Consider the following 24,444-nt stretch of genomic DNA (forward strand, 5'->3'; position numbering starts at 1 on the left):
ATTACAAATATAAGGAAAATTAAAGTGCGATTTTAAAAGCTGATTTATTTAGGACTATTGTTTACTTTTTCACATTCACCCGAATACCCTTGGTATGACTGGCGAATTCAGGAGCATACATACTTTCTATTGTCGAAATTCCGTTGGAGAAATTCCCCAGATTGTTTACTCGAATGTCGTATTCCAAAACGTAAGTTCCTTTGCTTATCGAGTCAAAAAAGAAATGAGTTGCGGCATCTTTGGTGCTTTGATAAAACCCTAATCCGCCTTTGTATTGGTATGTAGAAAGGACATCTACGGGTTCAAAACAAGAAGCGCGCATATCTTTTAAGTGTACAAATTCCATATCTTCTTTGGTAGAAATAACTAATCGAACGGTCACTAAATCGCCCAATTGAAGTGGATTATTTGAAGTGATTCGTTCCAGTTTTTCGCCTTTGTCCGTGTTCTTTTTCAAATACAATTCTTTAGAAACAGACAATGAAGCTCCTAAATTGGTTTTGATTTTATCCAAATCTTCAAAATATTGCCAATACACACCGCCAAAACCCGGAACTTTCGATTTGTTTTCGATGGAAATAGTGGCCATATCTTTCTTAATTTCGTCAACTTTCCAGTTGAGTTTTACATAACCGGTTTCGGCTTCTTTTTCGTTTTCAGTCAGTTTTTTGGTTAGGATTTTCTGGTCACCAATTTTGATTACAGTGTTGTCCTTGACACTCAACCAATCCGTTCCTTGCATCAATAAAGCGTACACGGCTTCGGTGGTGGATTTTGTGGTGGGCCAGTTTTTGGTTTGTTTATTTTTCAATAACCAAACCTTCATTGCATCCACTGATTTAGTGTCGTTTGAAACTTCGGCGAAAGATTCAATTAAGAGCGCTTGGGTTTCTATTGGTGCTTGATACCAATACCAGCCTGCTTTATTAGCAATCCAGTACATTCCCCAATCTTCGTTGTTGGAAGCGGTTTCTTTCAGGCTTTCGATAATTTTTTTGGCAGTTGCTGCCTCGCCAAAACGATTTAAAGTCAATGCAGCCAATCCTTTTTCGTATAAAGAATAGGTTAGCCAATCCTTTTTTGCCGTTTCGAGATACAATTTTGTCACTTTTTTCAAAGTATCCGAAAGCGGATAATTTTCCAAATAAAAACTTCGAGTATACAAATAATGCAAATCTGAATATGGATTAAACCAAATCAATTTTTGGCTTGCTTTTGGATTATTGCGTTGGTCGTTTTCTAAAAATTTCTGATCCAAAAACGGAATTCCAGTTGCGGCTATTTGTTTAATTTTGGTAGCGTTATTTTCGTTCTTGCTTATTTTTGAAAGATGTCCCAAACCTGCCAAAATGTGTCTTGTAATATATTCGTTTTCCTCACTTCCGTCAAACCAAGCAAAACCTCCAGACGTTTTTTGCTTTTGTTTCAATTTATCAAAAGTCGCTTCTTGGGAAGTTTTCATTTTTTCTAAATCGAAAAGCAAAGTCATATTTTTCTTTTTCTCATCTTCATTTTGAGCATCGTTAAGCCAAGGTGTTTCGGCCAAAATCATCGATTTTAGTTCTTCGTTTTCTTCGAGTTTTGAATTTAATTTTCCATTTTTTCTCCAAGTTTCGAATAGGCTGGCGATTTTTGGATTGCTGTTAATAATCTCCGAAGCCAAAGCATTGGAATAAAACCGAGCAAAAGTTTGTTCGGCACATTCGTGTTCGTATTCCATTAAATACGGCAAAGATTGAATGGCAATCCAAGTTGGATTGGAAGTGTATTCCAACGTAAATTGATGGTTTCGCAAAGTGGTCGAACTATTGTTTTTGAGATTCTCGAAAGTGTATTCTTTCTTGGAGTTTTCTCGAACCCAAATCGGAATGCTTTCGGTCACGAGCATATTGTTGGTCAAAACAGGCAAAATATTTTCCTCCCCATCAGAGAAATTGCCGGCCTTTGCCAAAACTTTATATTGTACTCCTTGCAATCCTTCTGGAATATAGATTTTCCAACTCACGGTTGTGTTGCCGTAAGTAGGAATCGTGAAGTTTTTGACAGTTTTGGTATTAGCCATTTTGGCATCGATGGTTTGCATTGTGGTGGTATCGAATAGTTGCAAAACAGCGATTCCAGTTTTGGCTTCATTGGTGACATTGGCCACTTTTGCAGTAATGACAATCGAATCTTTTTCCCTGAAAAATCTTGGGAAGTTTGGAGTAACCATCAGTTCTTTTTGGGTAATTACGCTTTTTTCCAAATAACCAGTAACAGCATCTTTGTTGTGTGCCATTAAACGTAGTTTCCAAGCGGTCAAAGCTTCGGGGGAAGTGAAATTGAAATTCAGTTTTCCTTTGGCATCAGTTTTTAGATTAGGATAAAAGAAAGCCGTTTCAGATAGATTTTTTCTGGCTTTTACTTGGGTTAGGGCTTCTAGGGCTTTTTTTGTCGTGATGATGATGACGCCGTTTGTTCCTTTGTTCCCGTATAAAGCTGATGCTTTGGCGTCTTTTAGAACATCTATAGAAAGAATATCCGACGGATTCAGATTTTTAAAGATTTCTTCAGAAGCAATTTCTCCATCGATAATATACAAAGGTGTTGCTCCATTTACTGAACCACCACCTCTAATTGATATGTTCATAACTGCGCCAGTAAGTGATGTTTTTTTCATTGAACCGTATCCAACTACAACAACTTCCTCTAATTTTGCTTTTGCTAATCCAGATCTTGAAAATTTTATTTGGTCAACCTTTGCATCTTTGACCAAAGCGATTTCTTCTATAACATCTGCATCAGCATCGCCTTTAATCATTTCAGCTCCAATTTTTTTATCCTTGATTTCGGAAACAGCCATAACATCTCCATAAATCGAATTATTGAAATCAAACCCAAACCATTTTAGTTGTGTTTCTTCATTTTGTAATTCTATGGTTTTTGTTGCTAAATTGAGATTTTGAATCTCAGTATATGTTTTATCAAACCCTAAACTTGATTTAAAATTGGCGCCATTATTATATTCATAAAAGCGTAATGTTCCCCATTCAGCTTTGCTAAATTGATCTAAAGAACTGTCGTACATCGATGCCAAAATTTCAGCTTCTTTTTTGGTGTTAGTGGCATTTAACTTAAAAGACCAGTTTTCGCTACTTCCGGGCTGGATTTTATTTCTGAAACTTTCTACATTCCATTCGAGTTGAGGAACTATTGTTTTTAGCGTCACTTTAATTTGGTCGCTAAAATCCTCATTTTCAAAAACACTTTGAAAACCTATTTCTATACTGTTTTCAAATTCCTTTTTTAATGGAATTTTTACCATAACCTGGTTGTTTTGCAGATGTACAGTTTCCTCAAAAAAGGATTGTCTTAGATAATTTGCATTGGCTGAAATATAAAGGTCTGGAATAACCGATGTCAGTTTTATTATGGCAAAACCATCATTTTTAGGGTCGTCATTAACTAGTTCAGCGGTAAATAATTTGCTTGAATTGAATTTGTCTTTGTTTTGGTTAATTTGAAAATTGGAAACCGCTTCAATAGCATTGTCAAAACTGTCTTTCGCAGAAAATACCACTTTGTAATTTCCGGATTGATAATTGGAAATAAAATCAAGTGCGACTTTTTTGTCTTTTTCGGTGTCCACTTTTTTAGAAAAAACTAAAGTTTCAACAGGCTTTTCGGCTGTTTTAGAAACGTTTATTTCGTATGGAAATAATTTTTCAAAATCAGTATCCGAAATAGTGTTGATTTCGGGTTGCTCAAAAACTCTGGATTTGAATTTTTTTGAAAACGGACTTACAAAATAGATTTTGATTTCTCCTTTTACGGCTTTAAATTCCCCATTCAGATTAGTGCTGTTCAGCGTAATTTCATTTTTATTTTTCGTCTCGATGCTGTTTGGAACCGAAGTTGTTAGTGCCAAATCGTGATAACCGACTTTAATAGTGGTTACAGCAGTGTGCGTTTCTCCATTGATGTCGGTAACGCTTGCGTTTATTCGGTAATTGAAAATAGGAAGCTGTTCCTTACTAGCGTTTTTTGACGGTTTTGCAATGAAATCAATCGCAAATTTCCCGGAAGCATCGGTTTTGGTTTCACTACTTACTAAAACCTCTTCAGGCTCGTTGCTGTAATAGTTTCTGAAAGAATTCGTAAAACGGGTTATGGTATAAGTTACTTTTACATCCGAAATATTGCTTCCTGAAAATGCTTTGGCAGTTCCTTTTACGGTAACCGATTGATTTACCTGAAAGCTTTCTTTTTTAGGTTCAAAAGTCACTTCAAATTTTGGACGCTTGTATTCTTCGACTTTGAAATAAATCGATGAGTTTTGAAAATCTACGTCTTCCCAAAACGGATGTTCATCTTTTATTTTATCGTAAGAAGCCTCTTTTTTAGTGTCTTTAGGTTCATCAGCTTCTATTCTAAAATCACCAGTCAATCCATTTTTAGGCAAAACAAATTCACCCGAAAAGGAGCCAAATTCATTTGTAGTAACTTCAAATTCTTTAAAATGGCTGTAATTAGGATCTTGGATAGTTATTTTGAAAGAAGTATTTGGAACAATGCTTGATTTGTTTTTCTTTTTTTGGAAGGCAATTCCTTTGTAATAAACGGTCTGTCCTGGACGATAAATAGCGCGATCCAAGTAAAATTCTACTTTGCCTTTAAAGTTTTCGTCTTCGTTATTTTCTGAATAATCTGAAGCATAAGCGAGATAGTTTTTAGAGATTAAGATGGTGTCGTTTGCCGTTGCTAATTTAATGGGGAAATTATTATTTCTGTTGTTGCCTTCTTTTCGTTTGTAACTAGCTAAACCGTCAGCATTGGTTTTTAAATCAAAATAGGCTGATTTTAAAGAAACATCGGGTATGTTTTTGCCTGTTTTTCTGTCGAGAACAGTGTAATATTCGGTATCGCCCTTTGAATTTGCTAAAACAGAAATATTAGAAACTGTAATGGTTTCATAGCCAAAACCTTTTTTATCTTTAGAGTTGGTGTCACTTTCAAAATACACTAAATAACTTCCGGTTTCTAGTTGTGGAAGAAGGACTTCGGTTGTATATTCGAAGTAATCCTTTTTGTCAACGAGTTCGTAGTTTTTTACGATTAAAGGTTTTCTGCTGGTTACAATTTGGGTCACTAAACTATCCCGTTTGTTTGGGTTATTATAAAATTCAGCTATTTTTCTGTAATTTATTTTAAAAAATGAAATCGTCAAATTATTCGAGTTTTTATATCGGATAAAAGCTCTGGTGTTTTCTTTGTTGTAAATGTATTTTTGAAGTTCTACCTCAATGTTTTTCGTAAGCAGTTCTTCTTTGTTTTGAATCGCCAGTTTATAAGCATTAGAATTGTTTTGGATTGCCAATACACGATCTAATTCAGAATTTGCTTTGATGTTGTAATCAGGGTATTTTTCTTTGGAAGCTAATTTGGTGTAAATAGTCGCTTTTTCTAACTGAATTTTTTGTAGTTGAGAAGCTTCTTTTGCCTCTTTTTCCAAGGAAATTAAAGCATTCAATAAATCTTCGTCTGATTTTAAAAGGTACTGCGAACAAAATAAAATTCGTTCCAATTGATTATCAATAGTAGGAGCATCAACTTCTAGTTTTTGGTATAATGAAAGTATTTTTTTTAGATTTTCATCTTTGATAAAATCAAGATTTAGTTTTGTAAAGAGATTAGTATTGCCCAAAAAAATGTTTTTATGAGCTTCATATTCTTTGGATTCAAATTGCCATTCATTAATTTTTGATTTATAAAAAGCAATGTTTTCCTTCAATAAATAATCATAGAGACTTTCTTTTTTGAATTTTTCCAAAGTGAAGAAATCAAAAATAGCTTCGTAATTGGTCAAAGGAGTTGCTTTTAAAACAGCTTCATTTTCTAGTGTTTTTTCAAATATTTTAAGAGCATCTTCTTCACTATTAAAATCATTAACTTTTGCGGAATCAACTGACACTTCATTGTTTGATGGTTCTGCCGAGACTGTATCAACAACTACAGCAGTTGTATCTACGTACGAATCAGCATAATTACTCAAACACTTCGCATAAACCAAGTTCAAAATCGCTTTCGAAGGAATGGAAACTTTCTCTATTTCGGCTTTTAAATTGTTGATGATTTTGGTTTGTGCATTTTCGTCAACGACCTGCAAATATTTTGATTCGTAGAAAAAACACTTGATGATTTGCACTTCGTTTTTGTCGGCAATGGCTTTTTTGTGAATTTTGGCAACCATGGCATTCGCCGATTTTATTTTGCCGTTATTTTCATTTTCTATGACGGTATTCCAGTTTTTCTCATAATTTTGGGCATAGAATGACGTTGTAATTAGCAGAATAGCAAACAAAATATTTTTCATAAGATAGTTTTATATTATAAGAGAGATATTATTTCAAAAAGGTTGGAAAGCACCTAAATTAATTGCGTACAAATTACTAAATTTTACTTAAATACTAACGAAATTTCCTGTATTTTCTTATTTTTGAACAATGAAAAAAAAATAATTTTCTTTTTGCTTTTCCCGTTATTGATTTTGGGTCAATCTAATTTTGATAAAGGCGAGAAATTGTTCAAGGCCGGAAAATATGATCTAGCGAAACCTGTTTTTGAAAGCTTTCTCAAAGAAAATCCTTTGCATCTAAAAACGATAGAATATTTGGGAGAATTTGCTCCAAAACTGGGGTAAATGCGAGATAATTAGCTTTGTTAATAGATTTTTCATTGCCAATGACTAATCACTTTTCACTAATTACTGAATACGAAAATTTAAGTTTACTCCCTCACATTCACCCTTATCCCCTTAGTGTGACTCGAAAATTCTGGCGCATACATACTTTCAATCGTTGAAATTCCGTTTGAGAAATTCCCGAGATTGTTTACTCGAATGTCGTATTCCAAAACATAAGTTCCTTTGTTTATGGAGTCAAAAAAGAAATGGGTTGCGGCATCTTTGGTGCTTTGATAAAAGCCCAATCCGCCTTTGTATTGGTATGCTGAAAGGACATCTACGGGTTCAAAACAAGAAGCTCGCATATCTTTTAAATGCACAAATTCCATAGCTTCTTTGGCAGAAATAACTAATCGAACGGTCACTAAATCGCCCAATTGAAGTGGATTATTTGAAGTGATTCGTTCCAGTTTTTCGCCTTTATCCGTATTCTTTTTCAAATACAATTCTTTAGAAACAGACAATGAAGCTCCAGAGTTGATTTTGATTTTATCCAAATCTTCAAAATACTGCCAATATACACCTCCAAAACCCGGAACTTTCGATTTGTTTTCGATGGAAATAGTGGCCATATCTTTTTTGATTTCGTCAGCTTTCCAGTTGAGTTTTACATAACCCGTTTCGGCTTCTTTTTCGTTTTCGGATAGCTTTTTGGTTAGGATTTTTTGTTCTCCAATTTTGATAATCGTGTTGTCCTTTACGCTCAACCAATCCGTTCCCTGCATCAACAAAGCATAGACGGCTTCGGTGGTCGATTTTGTGGTGGGCCAGTTTTTGGTCTGTTTGTTTTTGAGTAACCAAACCTTCATCGCATCTACAGATTTGGTGTCGTTTGTCACTTCGGCGAAAGCCTCAATCAATAAGGCTTGGGTTTCTATCGGTGCTTGATGCCAATACCAGCCCGATTTGTTGGCAATCCAATACATTCCCCAATCTTCGTTGTTCGAAGCGGTTTCTTTCAGGCTTTCGATGATTTTTTTGGCAGTTGCTGCCTCGCCAAAGCGATTTAAAGTCAAGGCAGCCAATCCTTTTTCATATAAAGAATAGGTCAACCAATCCTTTTTGGCAGTTTCCAAATATCGTTTAGTATGCTTTTTTAAAGTATCCGAAAGCGGGTAATTTTCCAAATAAATGCTTCGGGTGTATAAATAATGCAAATCCGAATAGGGATTTAGCCAAATTAATTTGTCGGTTTTCTTCAATTTTTGAATTCTTGTTTTATGATATTCCAAAAACTTTTGATCCAAAAACGGAATCGCAGTTGAGGCAATTTGTTTGATTTTGGCAGCATTGTTTTCGCTTGGACTTAATTTTGAAAGATGTCCTAAACCGGCCAAAATATGTCGGGTGATGTATTCGTTTTCGTCACTTCCGTCAAACCAGGCAAATCCTCCCGAAGGTTTTTGTTTTTGTTTTAATTTGTCAAAAGTGGTTTCTTGCGAAGTTTTCATTTTTTCCAAATCGAAAAGCAAAGCCAGATTTTTCTTTTTCTCGTCTTCATTTTGAGCGTCGTTGAGCCAAGGTGTTTCGGCCAAAATCATCGATTTCAGTTCTTCGTTTTCTTCGAGTTTCGAATTCAATTTACCGTTTTTTCTCCAAGTTTCGAATAGGCTGGCGATTTTCGGATTACTGTTAATAATCTCCGAAGCCAAAGCATTGGAATAAAACCGAGCAAAAGTCTGTTCGGCACATTCGTGCTCGTATTCCATTAAATAGGGCAGAGATTGAATCGCAATCCAAGATGGATTCGAAGTGTATTCCAACGTAAACAGATGGTTTTTTAGAGTGGTCGAACTATTGTTTTTTAAGTTTTCAAAAGTGTATTCTTTCTTGGAATTCTCTCGAACCCAAATCGGGATGCTTTCGGTCACGAGCATATTGTTGGTCAAAACAGGAAGTATGTTTTCTTCTCCATCCGAAAAGTTGCCGGCTTTTGCCAAAACTTTATATTGAACGCCTTGCAATCCTTCGGGAATGTAGATCTTCCAACTCACGGTGGTGTTGCCAAAAGCAGGAATATTGAAGTTTTTGACAGTTTTGGTATTCGCCATTTTGGCATCGATGGTTTGCATTGTACTGGCGTCGAATAGTTGCAAAACTGCAATTCCAGTTTTGGCTTCATTGGTGACATTCGCTACTTTTGCCGTGATGACAATTGAATCTTTTTCCCTAAAAAAACGTGGAAAGTTTGGCGTTACCATCAACTCTTTTTGGGTAATGACGCTTTTTTCTAAATAACCTGTAACAGCATTTTTGTTGTGCGCCATTAAACGAAGTTTCCAAGCAGTCAAAGCTTCTGGCGAAGTAAAATTGAAACTTACTTTTCCTTTCGCATCGGTTTTTAGATTGGGATAGAAGAACGCCGTTTCCGATAGATTTTTTCTAGCTTTTACCTGAGTTAAAGCTTCAAGAGCTTTTTTGGTCGTGATGATGATGACGCCATTGGCTCCTTTACTTCCGTATAATGCGGTGGCTTTGTCTCCTTTTAGAACATCGATTGAAATAATATCGGTTGGAGAAAGTAATTTGAATTGTTCTTCAGTAATGGGTACGCCATCTACCACATACATTATATTTTTGCCGTTCAAAGAAGAAGCTCCTCTGATTTGAATTCCAGCTACTTTGCCTTTCAGTGTGTCTTCTAATCTTATATCTATTCCAGCGGTGTTATATACAGTATTGTCTTCTTCGACAACGGCAGCAACTGCTCCAGTATATCCTTTCTTTTTTACGCTTCCATAGCCAACTACAACTACTTCGTTTAGGACGTTTTCAGATGCTTTTAATTGCACATCAAGTGATTTGGTGGCTATTTTTATTTTTTGGGTTTCGAAACCAATGTAAGAGAATGTCAATTCTTCGCCAATGGCTGCTTCTATTTGATAATAACCGTCAAAATCAGTTGCTGTGCCTCGTTGAATTCCTTTTATTATAACGCTTACGCCGGGTAGAGGGCCACTTTTGTCAGAAACAATTCCTGAAATCATTTTTGCATTTAACGGTTTCTTGCTTTTGTTGTTTAATTGTTTTTGATATTCTCTAAGTTGCAATGCCGTGAAAGAGTCGTTGAAGTTGAATCCAAACCACAGTAGTTGTGTCGCTTCCTCTTGAAGATTTAATGGAATTAAATTCGGATTCAAATTTCTGAATGAAGTATGGGTTGTTTCAAAACCCATATTCGTTTTATAATTAAAATAGTTATAATAATCATTCGTTTGAAAATCCAGTTTATCCCAATCCATTTTGGTGAATTTATCCAAAGAACTATCATACATCGAGACGAGAATTTCGGCTTCTTTTGAGGTGTTTTTGGCTTTTAATTTAAAAGACCAATTTTCGCTACTTCCAGGTTGTATTTTGTTTCTGAAACTTTCGACAAAAAATTCTAATTGCGCTTCTTCTTTGAGTAATTGTATTTCAATTTGGTCGTTGAAATTTTGGTTGTCAAACAAGCATTCGAAGCCTATTTTTATAGACTTTTTAAATTCTTTTTTAATTGGAACTTTTACCAATAATTCGCCGTTTTGCAAAAGGGAATTTTCTTCAAAAAATAATTTTCTTTGATAAATAGTCTTTGTCGAAATATACAATTCTGGAATGGTCGATGTGATTTTTACCAATGCAAAACCATCTTTTACCACATTTGTATTGATTTGTTTTACTGTAAATAGTTGACTCGGATTGAGTTTTTCTTTGCTCTGCAGGATTTTAAAATAAGAACTGGTTTCTATATGATTTTCAAAAGTGTCTTTTGCTGAAAATACCACTTTGTAATTTCCGGATTGGTAATTGGAAATAAAATCCAATATCAATTTTTTGTCTTTTTCGGTGTCAATTTTTTTGGAATAAACCAAAGTCCCCAATTCTTTTTCCGTCAAGGTTTTTTGATTGTCTTCAAAAGGAAATAATCGTTCGAAATCTTCGTTGGTAATGCTTTCAATATCTGGTTTTGGAAAAATTCTCTTCTTGAATTTGTTTGAAATCGCACGTAGAAAATAGATTTTAATTTCGCCTTGGGTAGGCAAAAATTCACCATTGAGGTTGGTGCTTTTCAAGATTATTTCGTTTTTATCTTTGGTTTCAATTCGTTGCGGAACGGTTGTAGAAAGTTTCAAAGAATGATACCCAATATTAACAGATGTATAGGTTTTGTGTGTTTCTCCATTGATGTCGGTAACCGTGGCTGAGATGCGATATTCAAAAATAGGGAGCTTTTCTTTTGTAGCATTTTCGGAAGGTTTGGCAATGAAATTTATTTCAAATTTTCCTGAGGTATCTGTTTGGGTTTCGCCAACCAAAATGGATTCAGATACCCCGTTTTGATTGTGATAATAACCATTAGTCAACGTGTAGGGTGTAAGTCTAACCTCATATTGTACTTTTGCATCCGAAATGTTGCTTCCAGCAAAAGCTTTGGCAAGTCCAATTACATTAACGTTTTGATTGACTTGATACGCTTTTTTTACTGGCTCAAAATTTGCTTCAAATTTGGGACGTTTGTATTCTTCGACGCTAAATGAAATTTGGGAATGTTCAAATCCAGAACCATCCCAAAGAGGGTGTTCGCCTTTTATGTTGTCATAAACTGTTTTGTTGTCGTAGGGATAATGGCCTATGGCTTCCATCCTGAAATTGCCTGTCAACCCGGTTTTTGGCAGAACAAACTCTCCTGAAAAGGAACCAAATTCATTGGTGACGGCATCAAAAGCCTTGATTTCTTGATTGTTGGCGTCCTTGATTTTGATTTTAAAAGAAGTATTGGCAATAATTCCTGTTTCGTTTTGCTTTTTTAAAAACGCAATTCCTTTATAGTAAACAGTTTGCCCGGGACGATAAATAGCTCTGTCCAAATAAAATTCGATTTTGGCTTTTGTTTCATTTTCATTAGCATAAGGATTGAAGTTGCTCAGATAGCTTTTGTTGAATTGAATGGAATCGCCTTCGTGAACCAATTCAATATTTTCGTATCTATAATCGTAGCTATTGGTGTTTTTTCTTTCGAAAACAGCAATCCCATTTTTTTCTGTTTTAATTGAAAATGTTGGGGTTTTTAGGCTCACATTTTCTAGCGGTTTGCCTGTTTTTCTGTCTAAAACTTGATAGTTTTCTTCCTTGTCTTTTTGCCAAGCCAATAAGGCAATATTGGAAACGGTAATTGTTTCATAAGCAAATGCTTTTTTACTTTCGGTGTCGGTGTTGCTTTCAAAACAAACTAAATAGCTTCCTGTTTTGAGCCTAGGCAAAAGTACTTCCGTAGTATATTCAAGATAGTTTTTTTTGTTTTCCAAAAGATAATTTTTGGTAGCTACCGCTTTTTTGTCTTTAATGATTGTACTGGCGAAATTGTCATTGTTGTAACGATAATTATATAACTCTTTGATGGTCTTTTGGTCAATTTCATAAAATGTAATGGAGAGGCCATCTAAGTTTTTGCAGGAAACAAAAGCCCTAGTATTTTCTTCGGTATAACTGTATTTTTGAAGCTGAATGTTAAGCGTTTTTGAAATAATATCTTGTTTTTTTTGTAAAGCCAACTTGTGCGAATTAGAACGATTGTTGATTTTTATGATGCTGTCAAGTGTTGCAATGGCTTGAATGTTGTAATCAGGATGCGTTTCTTTTGAGGCATTTTTGTTCAGAACAACCGCTTTTTCGAATTGAATTTTTTGAATTAAAGCAATGTCTTTGGTCTCTTTTTGAAGAAGATTCAATGACTTTATAAATGTAGTATCATCCTCAAGTAAATAAGTGTTGCAAAACCGCATCCTGTAGAATTGGTTTTCCAAGGTAGGGAAATTACGCTCCTGTTTTTGATGTAAAACAAGTACTGTTTTCAAGTTTTCGTCTTTTACAAAATCAAAATTTAGATTTATAAAATCTGCTGATTTTCCCAATAGTTCTTTCTCATAAACACTGAATTTACTTTTTTTGATACTCCATTGTTCTATTTTTTTGGTATAAAAAGTAATGTTTTCTTGTGACAGATAATCGAACAAACTTTCTTTCTTGAAATTTTCCAAAGTTGAAATATCGAATAGTTCTTCGTATTGGCTTAAAGGAATTGATTTTAAAACGGCTTCGTTTTTTAAAGTGTTTTCAAATGAAGTGTTGATTTGGTTTTCAAAATTGTTGTTTGTCCAAGTCAAAAAGTCATCATCCAGACTAACGGTATTGGTTCTGTTATATATCAAATAGTTGTTTTGTTGTTGATAATCACTCAAACATTTCGCGTAAACCAAATTCAAAATCGCTTTCGAAGGAATGGAAGCTCGATTGATTTCGGCCTTTAAATTGTTGATGATTTTGGTTTGCGCATTTTCGTCAACCACCTGCAAATATTTGGATTCGTAGAAAAAACATTTGATGATTTGCACTTCGTTTTTGTCGGCAATGGCTTTTTTGTGAATTTTGGCAACGATGGCATTCGCCGATTTTATTTTGCCGTTATTTTCATTTTCTATGACGGTATTCCAGTTTTTCTCATAATTTTGGGCATAGAATGACGTTGTAATTAGCAGAAAGGCAAACAAAATATTTTTCATAAGATAGTTTTATATTATAAGAGAGATATTATTTCAAAAAGGTTGGAAAGCACCTAAATTAATTGCGTACAAATTACTAAATTTTACTTAAATACTAACGAAATTTCCTGTATTTTCTTATTTTTGAACAATGAAAAAATTTTTAACTTTCCTTTTATTATTTCCGCTAATGATTTGGTCCCAATCCGATTATGGCAAGGCCGAAAAATTATTCGAAACCGGGAAATACGACCAAGCGAGACCTGTTTTCGAAAGTTTTTTAAATGAGAATCCTTCCCATTTAAAAACCTTGGAATATTTGGGAGACATTGCCGGTCACGCCAAATCTTGGGACAAGGCCATTGTGTATTATAAAAAACTAAAGCAACTAAAGCCTTCTGAAGCCAATTATTATTACAAATATGGTGGCGTACTTGGGATGAAAGCCAAAGAATCTAATAAATTTGCTGCTCTTGGAATGATTGGGGAAGTGAAGGCATCTTTCGAGAAAGCGATTGAATTGAATCCAAAGCACATTGAAGCACGTTGGGCATTGGTTATGATATACATTCAACTGCCGGGAATTGTTGGCGGAAGCGAAACGAAAGCGATTAAATATTCGAATGAATTGCTTAAATTGTCGCCTGTTGACGGCTACCTGTCTAGAGGTCAAATCGACGAACATTTTAAAAGATACACCGCTGCCGAACAGCAATATAAAAAAGCAATTGCAGCGGGAAGCACAAAAGTGGGTGGGCAAATGCTGGATAATTTGCATAAAAACAAGATGAAAAAATCTGTAAAAAAGAATTAAAAATATGAGAACTCATTTTATAGCCATTGGCGGAAGTGCGATGCACAACTTGGCTCTGGCTTTACACAACAAAGGATATCAAGTTACAGGTAGTGACGATGCCATTTTTGAACCATCGAAAACCCGTTTGAAGAAAAAAGGAATTTTGCCGGCAGAAATGGGTTGGTTCCCTGAAAAAATAACCCAAGATATCGAAGCCGTAATTCTTGGAATGCACGCCAAAGCTGACAATCCAGAATTGCTAAAAGCACAAGAATTGGGATTGAAAATATATTCTTATCCAGAATTCTTGTACGAACAATCCAAAAACAAAACCCGCGTGGTTATTGGTGGTTCACACGGAAAAACGACCATCACTTCGATGATTTTGCACGTGATGCATTATCATAATATCGAAGTGGATTATATGGTGGGTGCACAATTAGAAGGTTTTGACACAATGGTGCATCTTACCGAAGAGAATGATTTTATCGTTCTCGAAGGCGACGAATATTTATCTTCGCCAATAGACAGAAGACCAAAATTTCATTTGTATCAGCCTAATATTGCCCTGATTTCAGGAATTGCTTGGGATCATATCAATGTTTTTCCAACCTACGATTTTTATGTGGAACAGTTCGAAACTTTTATTGCCAAAATTACCAATGGCGGAATTTTGGTGTATAACGAAGAAGATCCAGAGGTAAAACGTGTTGCGGAAGCCGCATTGAATCCTATTCGAAAAATACCTTATACAACTCCAAAATACGAAGTGAAAGATGGAGTTACACTTCTAGAAACACCGGAAGGTTTGATGCCAATCGAAGTTTTTGGTGCGCACAATTTGAACAACTTGGCTGGAGCCAAATGGATTTGCCAAAATATGGGTGTTGACGAAGCCGATTTTTATGAAGCCATTGCCAGTTTCAAGGGTGCATCCAAACGATTGGAAAAAATCGCAGAAGGAAAAGGAAAAGTGGCTTACAAAGATTTTGCCCATTCGCCAAGTAAAGTGGCCGCCACCACCAAGGCCGTAAAAGAACAATATCCAAACCGAACTTTGGTAGCTTGTTTGGAATTACATACCTACAGCAGCTTGAATGCAGAGTTCCTCAAAGAATACGAAGGCGCATTGGAATATGCCGATGTGGCCGTGGTTTTCTATTCGCCAGATGCCGTAAAAATCAAGCAACTCGAAGAAGTGACTTACGAACAAATCGCCAAAGCTTTCAACAGGGAAGACTTGATTATCTATACTAATCCAGCCGAATTTAAAACGTTCTTGTTTAACCAAAATCTCGATAATTCCGCTTTATTGTTGATGAGTTCAGGAAATTATGGTGGATTAAATTTTGATGAGGTGAAAGAGTTGATAGAGTAATATAATACACTATTTGTCATTCCGTAGGAATCTCTTTTTTATTTTGTTAAAAGATTTAAGGAAAGACAAATCAGTAAATAAAGATTCCTGCGGAATGACAAATTTGTAAATAGTTGTTGCGTTTAAAGCTTGAACCATTCAGTTTGACACTAAATTGAAATATAGAACCCTTTGTCATTCCGTAGGAATCTCATTAACACAATTAAAAAGATTGTCATGATTGAATACACCGAAGGAATATATACTTTTTATGTGTACATTTTAACCAATAAAAATAGGACTGTTTTGTACACAGGTGTAACCAATAATTTAAAATTGCGATTGCAACAACACGAAAATAAATTGAATTCAAATAGTTTTACAGCAAGATATAATTCGCATTTTTTAATCTATTATGAAAAATTTACTTGGATTCAATTGGCAATTGAAAGAGAAAAAGACATTAAAAATCTTTCAAGAGAAAGAAAATTAAATTTAATTAAGGAAATAAACCCAAATTTAGAGTTTTGGAATTCTCATTATAAAAAAAAGATTCCTACGGAATGACAAATTTGTGTATGTTTTTTTTCTAATAAAAGGCATAAAAAGTCCAAAGTTTGTCATTCCGTAGGAATCTCAACTAACAAAAGATTCCTACGGAATGACAAATTTGTGTATAGTTTTTGTACTCAAAAAGTAAATCATCTAGGTTAGTATTTCTTAAGATATGGAACCGTTTGTCATTCCGTAGGAATCTCATTTTTTATTTTGTTAAAACAAAAATTGTATTGCATAGAGCAAAAAATAGAAATCCTTTCATTACTTTTAATTTTTTTAATTCTAAGATTAATTATCTCTTTTCCGCACAATAATGGAACAAACTAATTTTCCCATAACGAATTGGTCTGAAGACGATAAGCCTCGCGAAAAACTGATGCTGAAAGGCAAAAGTGCTTTGAGCGATGCCGAGTTGATTGCCATTTTGATTGGCTCTGGAAGCAGAAACGAATCGGCGGTCGGATTGAGCAAAAGGATTTTGGCGAGTGTCGACAATAATTTGAATGCTTTGGGAAAATTGACTATCCAACAATTGATGAATTTTAAGGGAATAGGCGAGGCGAAAGCTATTTCGATTATGGCCGCAATGGAATTGGGAAGACGAAGAAGGGCAGAAGAGGCGGTGGAATTAAAGAAAATTACGTCCAGCAAAATGATTTTCGAATTGATGCAACCCATTATTGGCGAATTGCCACACGAAGAATTTTGGGTATTGTATTTGAATAATTCGAACAAAGTGCTTTCGAAATCGCAACAAGGCAAAGGAGGAATCACGGGAACTTTGATTGATGTTCGTTTGGTTTTTAAAACGGCTCTCGAATTGGGCGCAACGGCTTTGATATTGTGTCACAACCATCCTTCGGGAACCTTGACGCCCAGCGATGCCGACAAACAAATTACTCGAAAGCTAAAAGCGGCTGGCCAAAATATGGATATCCAGGTTTTGGATCACGTGATTGTTGCCGAGAATGGCTATTATAGTTTTAATGACGAAGGAATTTTTTAAAATATGAGTACAACAAACAACAATGTAACAGACGTCTTTTTTGATTTGGATCACACGCTTTGGGATTTCGAAAAAAACTCGGCGTTGGCATTTGAAACAGTTTTCAAGATGCAGGATGTAGCAGTGGATATGGGCGAATTTCTCCATTTTTATGTGCCAATAAACCGAGAATATTGGGAAAGATATCGCAAAGACGAAATTACCCAAAAACAACTGCGATATGGCAGATTGAAAGACACTTTTGACTTGATTCAATATGCGGTTTCAGATGATTTAGTTGAATTGTTGTCGGTAGAATACATCCATTATTTGCCCAAATACAACCATTTGTTTGATGGAACAATTGAAATATTGGATTATTTGAAGGCAAAATACAATTTGCATATCATTACCAATGGTTTTGCAGAAATTCAAGAAAACAAATTGAACAATTCGTATATTACGCATTATTTTAAAAGTATTACCAATTCGGAAATGGCGGGCGTCAAAAAGCCAAATTCCCTTATTTTTGAGTATGCCCTGGATTTGGCCAAAGCCAAAAAAGAGAACAGTATAATGATTGGCGATTGCATTGAGGCTGATGTTCAAGGCGCTTTGGATGCTGGCTTGGACGCCATTTTCTTCAATGAAAATAATACGCCCGTGACAGAAAACATAAAACAAGTGAACCATTTATTAGAATTAAAAAAATATTTATAAAGTATGAAATCGCCACTAACAACAAGTTTGCGTAAGCAAACACCAATAAGCAAAAAGGCGATAACATATAGGACAGCTGAAAAATAAAAAATTACATATATGAAAACTAGAATCCTATTCCTGATGTTATTTATGGCGAGCTACGGTTTTTCGCAAACGATCAATGATTATAAAGGGGTGATTATTCCATTGAGGTATGAACTTCAAAAAACAGAAAATCAGTATCGACTCCAGACATTGACAAAGCTCAATTTGACAAAAGCCGGATTTCAATCTTTCTACAACAACGAGGCAATTCCTTCTGAATTCAATGATAGATGCAGCATGTTGTATTTGGATGTGAAAAAAGAAAATGCTTTCTTGGTTACCAAACTTTATATCACTTTTAAAGATTGTTTTGGCACTATAATTTTCCAGTCAGCCATCGGAAAAAGTAGGGAAAAAGAGTTTGAAACAGCTTATTCCGAGGCTTTGAATGAAGCCTTTAAATCAGTTGTGGCCTTGCAGTATAAATATAATGGAGGAAGTGGCGCAAAACCAACATCTGCTTATGCTCCTGTGGTTGCGGCTCCAACAACAGCTGTGACCCCGATAGTTAATGCGCCTGCAGCTCCATTAATTCCTGCAGTGGCCGTTCCGGCTGTAGCAGCTAAAAATGAGGCAAACGATCTTAAAATTTCGGAGAATAAAAATTTAGGTTTGTTATATGCACAACCCACGTCTTACGGATATCAATTGATTGACAGCGAGCCAAAAGTTGTCATGAAAGTATATAAAACCTCGAATCCAGCCAGTTTTATGGCCAAAAAAGGAGAGGTTCAAGGGGCATTGGTTTCTAAAGACAATCAATGGTTTTTCGAATATTATCAAGGAGACAAATTAGTTTCTGAAAAAGTGGATGTTAAGTTTTAGTCCAGATTTCAGATTTCAGATTTCAGATTAAGATGGTTAAACCTCTAATCTGAAATCTGATTTTTTTTATCCTACATTCTACAACTGGTTACTGCGAGTGAAAACGGAATACTAATACCCATACTTGTCTTTCCAACGGTTCTTTAAGAATTCTCGGGTTGAATTTTCCCTGGAATTGTTTCCAGGATTATAAAATACAGTTTCGGAAATGTCATTGGGTAAAAATTCCTGCTCGGCAAAATTATTGGCATAATCGTGGGAATATTTATATTCGTCTCCATAGCCCAATTCTTTCATCAATTTGGTTGGTGCGTTGCGCAAATGGATGGGAACAGGCAAATCGCCGGTTTGTTTTACTAATTGTTGGGCAGTTCCAATGGCTAAATAAGAAGCATTGCTTTTTGGGGAAGTGGCCAAATAAATGGCACATTGACTCAAAATGATTCTACTTTCGGGATAACCAATGGTGGTGACAGCCTGAAAAGTATTGTTGGCCATGATAAAAGCAGTTGGATTGGCATTCCCTATGTCTTCACTGGATAAAATGAGCATTCGTCTGGCGATGAATTTAACGTCCTCGCCACCTTCAATCATTCGGGCAAGCCAATAAACGGCTCCATTCGGGTCACTGCCTCGAATCGATTTGATGAAAGCCGAAACAATGTCATAATGTTGTTCGCCACTTTTGTCATACAAAACGGTGTTTTGTTGCACGAGTTCAAAAACTCGGTCATTAGTGATTGAAATTTCGTCTGCATCGGAAGCGTTTACGACGAGTTCGAAAATGTTTAATAGTTTGCGTCCATCACCACCGGAAAGTCGCAATAGCGCTTCTGTTTCGGTTAGTTTAATATTTTTGGTTGCCAAATATTTGTCCGTCTTCAAGGCACGGTGCAGCAAGGTTTCCAAATCGTCTTTGGTAAACGCATTCAAAATATAGACTTGACATCGGGACAACAAGGCGGGAATGACCTCAAAACTTGGATTTTCCGTCGTGGCACCAATCAGTGTAATCCATCCTTTTTCGACGGCTGCCAATAAGGAGTCTTGTTGCGATTTGCTGAAACGATGAATCTCGTCGATAAAAAGGATTGGGTTTTTTGTGGTGAAAAGTCCGCCGCTTTGCTTGGCTTTTTCAATCACGTCTCGAATATCTTTCACGCCCGAATTGATGGCGCTCAAAATATAAAAAGGCCGCTTCGATTCTTGGGCAATGATTTGTGCCAAAGTTGTTTTTCCGGTTCCAGGTGGTCCCCAGAAAATCAATGAGGGAATAATTCCTTTGGCAATTTGTTGCGTCAACGAACCATTTGGTCCAACCAAATGTAGTTGACTGATATAATCTTCCAGTTTTTGCGGACGTATGCGTTCTGCTAATGGTGCTTCCATTTTTAGGTTATTCGTTTAATCGCTTAATTGTTTAATCGAAAATTTTGAACATTCAAATTTATGATTTTGCAATTAGAAATCTAAGATATTCTGATAAACTTATTTTGTCTATTTTCTTTAATCTATTTTCTATTCTCTTTTTAAAGTATGACAAAATAGCACTAATTTAGGTTTGGATACATTTTTGAGTAATTTAGCTAACAAAACAATAAACGAAAAACACATAACCACAAACGGTCTATATGAACGACAATCATTTCAAATATTCTAATTCTGTCATTGCGTTGCCTCTTTTTTTTGTGTGGTTTCTGTGGTTTGTATATTGGTTACAGATCAAATTTGATTTTGATTTTGACGTAAACGGAATTCTTCCAAGAACCTTTTCGGGCTTGCAGGGCATTGTTTTTAGCCCATTTATTCATGCTGACATCAATCATTTATACAACAATTCGATTCCACTATTGATTTTGTTGGCAGCTTTGCGTTTCTTTTATTCCAAACAGTCTTTAGCGGTTATTGGTTATGGAATTTTAGTTTCGGGGTTCATCACTTGGATAATTGGAAGAGACAGTTACCATATTGGCGCAAGCGGATTAATTTATGTATTGGTCGGTTTTATTTTTTTTAAGGGAATTCAAACCAAGTATTATCGTTTAGTAGCCTTGTCGCTTGCGGTAGTCGTGGTGTATGGTGGATTGGTTTGGTATGTTTTTCCAAAAGTGGAAGACAAGATCTCATGGGAGGGACATCTCGCAGGATTGATTACCGGTTTTGCACTTTCGCTATTTTACAAAACGCCGGAATATAAAAAGATAATCAAATACGATTGGGAGCATCCAGATTTTGATCCAACACAAGACAAGTTTATGCAACGGTTTGATGAAAATGGTGATTTTGTAAATCTTCCAATCATTGAGCGAGAAGAAGAAGTTCAGGCTTATTATTCTTCCAATTTTCCTGTAGACTACACTATTGTGGAAAACAAAAAAAATGAATCAAAACCGGAGCCTTGATTCATTTTCTACATTTCTTAAATTCTAAATTCTGCAATCTGAATTCTGCAATCTATGCCCTCTGTCTAACCGCTTCATATAAAAAAGCGCCACAAGCCACGGAAACATTCAGTGAGCCAATTGTCCCGAACATGGGTAGTTTTGCTTTTTCATCTACGATTTTCAGAACCGAAGGATTGATTCCTCTATCTTCCGAACCCATAATTATGGCAACGCCTTCTTTTAAATCAACGTCATAAATATTTTGGTCTGTTTTTTCAGTTGCAGCTACAGTTTTTATTCCTGAACCTTGCAGGTAGAAAATGGCATCCTTGATGTGTTCCACTTTGCAAATAGGTACATTAAACACGGCACCAGCCGAAGTTTTTACCGTGTCACCATTTACTGGAGCAGAACCTGCTTTTTGGACAATAATTCCGTTTACACCAGTACATTCGGCAGTTCTGATGATGGCGCCAAAATTACGCGCATCCGATATTTGGTCCAAAATTAAAAACAAGGGCGTTTTTCCGGATTCAACTGTGGCATCCACCAAATGTTCCAAGTCAATGAAACCTATTGGAGAAATAGAAGCTACCGCACCTTGATGATTGTTTGGAGTTAGTCTGTTCAATTTTTCGACAGGAACGTATGAAAAATTCACGTTGGCACGTTTCATCACTTTCATCAAGTCTTTCATCAACTCGCCAGATATTTCTTTTTGTATAAAGACTTTATCGACTTCCTTTCCTGCTTGTATCGCCTCAATAATGGCTCTTATCCCGAATATTAAATGTTCTTTTTCCATGGTGCAAATATATAAAAAAAAACCACCCGTTTTTAGTGGGTGGTTTTTAGGATTAACTAAAAAATAAATTATTTTTTCACTAAATTAAAATTATAGCCACCATAAGGTCCAAATGCTAAAACTAAATTAATAGCCCCAGAACAAGAGCCAACAGAACCTGTGCCTGTTGTTGGGCCGTAACCTGGGTTGTAGTTAAATTCTTCATTTGCTGTAACGGTCACTTTTGCTGTAGCTGGATCAATTACACAAATCATGTACGATGTTGTTGGATTTAATATGTAGATGTTGTTTGTGTTCAATATTCTAAATGTAAGTTTTCCATTTGCAGGATCATATACTACAGGAACTATATCTCCAACTTTATAATCTGCCCAATCGTCTTTTACAACTTTATAGTCTCCATTAAAGTTGGAAGCATCAGTTAAAGGACAAGACATAAGATAAGTTTGTTGAACTTTAAACAAAGATGAATTGGCTACATCAGCTCCAAAGAGAGGAGTTCCATCATCTGTGTACATTTTAATTACTCTACCATCTTTCAAGGTCATTTCAGCAGAGACTATTAATGAGCTATTTAAAGTAAAATCACTTGATGTATTTACTGTTGTAAAAGCATTCATTATATCAAATTGGTCAAATTTGAAATCTGTTGGGAAAGCAGTAACCCCTTTTTTAAGGTATGCTTTCTCATATGTAGTTGTTTTTTTATAAAAACCAACAATGTCAATTGATGCAACATCGCCTTGACCAATAGAAACAGTAACCCCCAAGTTAATTTTTACACCATTGGCTACCGATACCAAGTTAATTGATGAATCTGTTCCGGTAGCTTTAATGATGTTAGGAGTAGCACCAATTTCAAAATCCATTTTTGACTTACCACCATCATCTGTACAAGATGGCATAAGTACAACCATTGAAAATATTGCGAATATTAATTTTATTTTTTTCATAATGTTGTGTTTAGATTAAAGATCCCAAAATATTTTGTAGGTTGTTGCGTCTTTTTGGGTAGGTGCATTTTGATTTGAATTTAATTCACTTTGTGGCCAGAAAAACGATACTTGATACGGATTGTTTTGTACCGTTTGTGAATCAATCAATGGCCATGCGTCTCCATTGTTAAGTTGGTACTCAGGTGAAGTTTCAAGTGGATTAGCTAAAACAGGGAAACCTGTTCTTCTGTAATCAGTATATTGATCCATTGGATCACCACAAGTTCCTACCCATTTTTGGGTCATTATGATTTCAAGTTTTTTTGCTGGAGTTGCAGCAAGAGTAAATTCAGTCTTTACATTATTTATAAATGTTGTTACTGCAACTGAACCAGTTAGTACAGGTATCGTTTGTGTGTTACCACTTACTTTATTGAGAGCTACCACTTCATCTACTTTAGCAAAACTGGCCTTCATTGCTTGTTCTAATTTTGCTTCAACAGTTCCTGCCGTGGTTAGTTTTCCAACTTGAATCAATTCGGCTTGAACATACAAGAATTCGTCGTAAGTGAACATTCTGAATGGAGCAACACCAGTGCCGGAAGATCCAGTCATAACACCGCCTTGTCCATCATCATATCTACCACCTGTTTGAAAAATACCTGGGTAAGTATATGAGTTTTCAGCACTTTTATCTCTGTCTGGTCCAGTGCTACCAAATCTGATACTGAAGAAACCAGTTGATTTATCCCAATAATCAGCATTTGGTTGTCCTGTTGTTGCGTTTCCTTGGTCAGGAGGTAATACGCCTGGTCGTAACTGATTGAAGAAGAAATATTTTATTCTTGGGTCAGGAATTCCCGTGTGTATTCTTGGATTCATTCCTTTTAGGATTTCATAAAACCAAGGGCTTTGGTATGTGCCAAACTGTGTGCTGTTGTATGAATCTAAAAAGTAATTGTTTCTTTCTTCAGGTGAAATGTTTTTTGTGCGATTGAATTGGAAATCATCTGCTATTGAAGTGAAAAAGTTGTTTTCGGCAACCAATGCATTAAATCCTGCAGTGTCAAAATCAGGTGTCAATCGTACTTGATTGTAAAGTTTTAATTTGAAACTATTGGCAAATCTAATCCATTTTGCTGTGTTTCCTTTGTAAAAAAGGTCATCATTCACTGGTTTTTTTGCCCCTGCATTAGATTTAATATTCGCTTTTCCAGACTCGATCAATTTAAAAATATCAGCATAGATTGCTTTTTGCTCATCAAATTTTGGACTCACTATACCTGTTGTCAGTTTTGTTGCTTCGCTATATGGAATACTTCCCCATAAATCAACAGCTAAAGCCATTAAATAAGCTTTTTCTAGTTGAGCAATACCTAAATAAACTAAATCTCCGGATTCGGTTGATTGCTTTATCAATGTTTCAATATCGGTCAATGTCAAATAAACCATATTCCAATCATTTTGCATTAATACGTTGTCAACTTTGGTTCCGTATTGATCATATTCTTCTCTTGAGGTCATTTGATGTGTATACACTCCAAGAATATTACCAGAATAATCGTTGTAATCCGTTACACGACCTACGCCTACTTGAGTATTTGTAAGCAAAAGAGCTAAAGGTGCAACGGTAGGGTTATCTTTGTCTGTATTAACATCCAAGAAGTCGCTACAACTAATAAAAAGTGTTGTAAGTAATAACAAAGCAATATTGTATTTGTTATTTTTTATTTTTATTAAAAGTTTCATA

The 24,444-nt window shown here is 35.5% G+C and carries 14 protein-coding genes; 8 read left to right on the plus strand and 6 right to left on the minus strand.

Going from position 1 to position 24,444, the window contains the following annotated elements; translation table 11 throughout:
* Positions 1–61: 61 nt before the first annotated feature.
* Complete coding sequence (locus tag OZP13_RS01215; protein ID WP_281298369.1) at positions 62–6,352, minus strand: alpha-2-macroglobulin family protein; 6,291 nt, start codon at positions 6,350–6,352, stop codon at positions 62–64.
* Between the two features lie 153 nt (positions 6,353–6,505).
* On the opposite strand from OZP13_RS01215, the gene OZP13_RS01220 reads away from it, so the two are divergent.
* Positions 6,506–6,679 carry a tol-pal system YbgF family protein gene (locus OZP13_RS01220; protein ID WP_269241915.1) on the plus strand — a complete coding sequence of 58 codons (174 nt, stop codon included), beginning with the start codon at positions 6,506–6,508 and terminating at the stop codon, positions 6,677–6,679.
* Between the two features lie 86 nt (positions 6,680–6,765).
* Here the strand turns inward: OZP13_RS01220 and OZP13_RS01225 are convergent, their stop codons facing one another.
* Positions 6,766–13,263 carry an alpha-2-macroglobulin family protein gene (locus OZP13_RS01225; RefSeq protein ID WP_281298370.1) on the minus strand — a complete coding sequence of 2,166 codons (6,498 nt, stop codon included), beginning with the start codon at positions 13,261–13,263 and terminating at the stop codon, positions 6,766–6,768.
* Between the two features lie 130 nt (positions 13,264–13,393).
* Here OZP13_RS01225 and OZP13_RS01230 point away from each other — a divergent pair, with 130 nt between their 5' ends.
* From OZP13_RS01230 to OZP13_RS01255, 6 genes are all read left to right on the plus strand, one after another.
* Entirely contained in the window at positions 13,394–14,056 is a 663-nt protein-coding gene (locus OZP13_RS01230) for a tetratricopeptide repeat protein (protein WP_281298371.1), read from the plus strand.
* Between the two features lie 4 nt (positions 14,057–14,060).
* Positions 14,061–15,416 carry a UDP-N-acetylmuramate--L-alanine ligase gene (locus OZP13_RS01235; protein WP_269241920.1) on the plus strand — a complete coding sequence of 452 codons (1,356 nt, stop codon included), beginning with the start codon at positions 14,061–14,063 and terminating at the stop codon, positions 15,414–15,416.
* Positions 15,417–15,632: 216 nt separating this feature from the next.
* Positions 15,633–15,962 (plus strand): GIY-YIG nuclease family protein, encoded by a 330-nt coding sequence (locus tag OZP13_RS01240; protein ID WP_281298372.1) that lies wholly within the window; start codon positions 15,633–15,635, stop codon positions 15,960–15,962.
* Between the two features lie 304 nt (positions 15,963–16,266).
* Entirely contained in the window at positions 16,267–16,959 is a 693-nt protein-coding gene (gene radC, locus OZP13_RS01245) for a RadC family protein (RefSeq protein ID WP_281298373.1), read from the plus strand.
* A 3-nt stretch (positions 16,960–16,962) separates the two neighbouring features.
* The gene (locus tag OZP13_RS01250; protein ID WP_281298374.1) at positions 16,963–17,658 is read left to right on the plus strand and encodes a YjjG family noncanonical pyrimidine nucleotidase; all 696 of its coding nucleotides are present in this window, start codon (positions 16,963–16,965) and stop codon (positions 17,656–17,658) included.
* A gap of 99 nt (positions 17,659–17,757) precedes the next feature.
* A complete protein-coding gene (locus OZP13_RS01255) occupies positions 17,758–18,570 on the plus strand; it encodes a hypothetical protein (protein ID WP_281298375.1) in 813 nt (270 codons plus the stop codon).
* A 111-nt stretch (positions 18,571–18,681) separates the two neighbouring features.
* On the opposite strand, the gene OZP13_RS01260 is transcribed toward OZP13_RS01255, so the two are convergent.
* Positions 18,682–19,959 carry a replication-associated recombination protein A gene (locus OZP13_RS01260; RefSeq protein WP_281298376.1) on the minus strand — a complete coding sequence of 426 codons (1,278 nt, stop codon included), beginning with the start codon at positions 19,957–19,959 and terminating at the stop codon, positions 18,682–18,684.
* Positions 19,960–20,201: 242 nt separating this feature from the next.
* Here OZP13_RS01260 and OZP13_RS01265 point away from each other — a divergent pair, with 242 nt between their 5' ends.
* Positions 20,202–20,972: a rhomboid family intramembrane serine protease gene (locus tag OZP13_RS01265; protein WP_281298377.1), complete on the plus strand. Its 771-nt coding sequence runs from the start codon at positions 20,202–20,204 to the stop codon at positions 20,970–20,972.
* Between the two features lie 52 nt (positions 20,973–21,024).
* On the opposite strand, the gene rlmB is transcribed toward OZP13_RS01265, so the two are convergent.
* The 3 genes from rlmB to OZP13_RS01280 all read right to left on the minus strand — a co-directional run bounded on the left by rlmB (position 21,025) and on the right by OZP13_RS01280 (position 24,443).
* On the minus strand, positions 21,025–21,759 hold the full coding sequence (rlmB, locus tag OZP13_RS01270) for a 23S rRNA (guanosine(2251)-2'-O)-methyltransferase RlmB (RefSeq protein ID WP_269241926.1): 735 nt from the start codon (positions 21,757–21,759) through the stop codon (positions 21,025–21,027).
* Between the two features lie 68 nt (positions 21,760–21,827).
* The gene (locus OZP13_RS01275) at positions 21,828–22,712 is read right to left on the minus strand and encodes a hypothetical protein (protein WP_281298378.1); all 885 of its coding nucleotides are present in this window, start codon (positions 22,710–22,712) and stop codon (positions 21,828–21,830) included.
* Positions 22,713–22,727: 15 nt separating this feature from the next.
* The gene (locus OZP13_RS01280; RefSeq protein WP_281298379.1) at positions 22,728–24,443 is read right to left on the minus strand and encodes a SusD/RagB family nutrient-binding outer membrane lipoprotein; all 1,716 of its coding nucleotides are present in this window, start codon (positions 24,441–24,443) and stop codon (positions 22,728–22,730) included.
* Position 24,444: the final 1 nt, after the last annotated feature.

It is taken from the genome of Flavobacterium limnophilum (genome assembly GCF_027111315.2).
Taxonomy (GTDB): Bacteria; Bacteroidota; Bacteroidia; order Flavobacteriales; family Flavobacteriaceae; genus Flavobacterium; species Flavobacterium limnophilum.

Excerpts from the sequence above, each read along its gene's own strand:
- OZP13_RS01240 (WP_281298372.1), top strand. The coding sequence starts at position 15,633 with ATGATTGAATACACCGAAGGAATATATACTTTTTATGTGTACATTTTA.
- rlmB (WP_269241926.1), bottom strand. The coding sequence starts at position 21,759 with ATGGAAAAAGAACATTTAATATTCGGGATAAGAGCCATTATTGAGGCG.
- OZP13_RS01230 (WP_281298371.1), top strand. The coding sequence starts at position 13,394 with ATGAAAAAATTTTTAACTTTCCTTTTATTATTTCCGCTAATGATTTGG.
- OZP13_RS01255 (WP_281298375.1), top strand. The coding sequence starts at position 17,758 with ATGAAAACTAGAATCCTATTCCTGATGTTATTTATGGCGAGCTACGGT.
- OZP13_RS01260 (WP_281298376.1), bottom strand. The coding sequence starts at position 19,959 with ATGGAAGCACCATTAGCAGAACGCATACGTCCGCAAAAACTGGAAGAT.
- OZP13_RS01275 (WP_281298378.1), bottom strand. The coding sequence starts at position 22,712 with ATGAAAAAAATAAAATTAATATTCGCAATATTTTCAATGGTTGTACTT.
- OZP13_RS01225 (WP_281298370.1), bottom strand. The coding sequence starts at position 13,263 with ATGAAAAATATTTTGTTTGCCTTTCTGCTAATTACAACGTCATTCTAT.
- OZP13_RS01250 (WP_281298374.1), top strand. The coding sequence starts at position 16,963 with ATGAGTACAACAAACAACAATGTAACAGACGTCTTTTTTGATTTGGAT.
- radC (WP_281298373.1), top strand. The coding sequence starts at position 16,267 with ATGGAACAAACTAATTTTCCCATAACGAATTGGTCTGAAGACGATAAG.
- OZP13_RS01215 (WP_281298369.1), bottom strand. The coding sequence starts at position 6,352 with ATGAAAAATATTTTGTTTGCTATTCTGCTAATTACAACGTCATTCTAT.
- OZP13_RS01265 (WP_281298377.1), top strand. The coding sequence starts at position 20,202 with ATGAACGACAATCATTTCAAATATTCTAATTCTGTCATTGCGTTGCCT.
- OZP13_RS01235 (WP_269241920.1), top strand. The coding sequence starts at position 14,061 with ATGAGAACTCATTTTATAGCCATTGGCGGAAGTGCGATGCACAACTTG.
- OZP13_RS01280 (WP_281298379.1), bottom strand. The coding sequence starts at position 24,443 with ATGAAACTTTTAATAAAAATAAAAAATAACAAATACAATATTGCTTTG.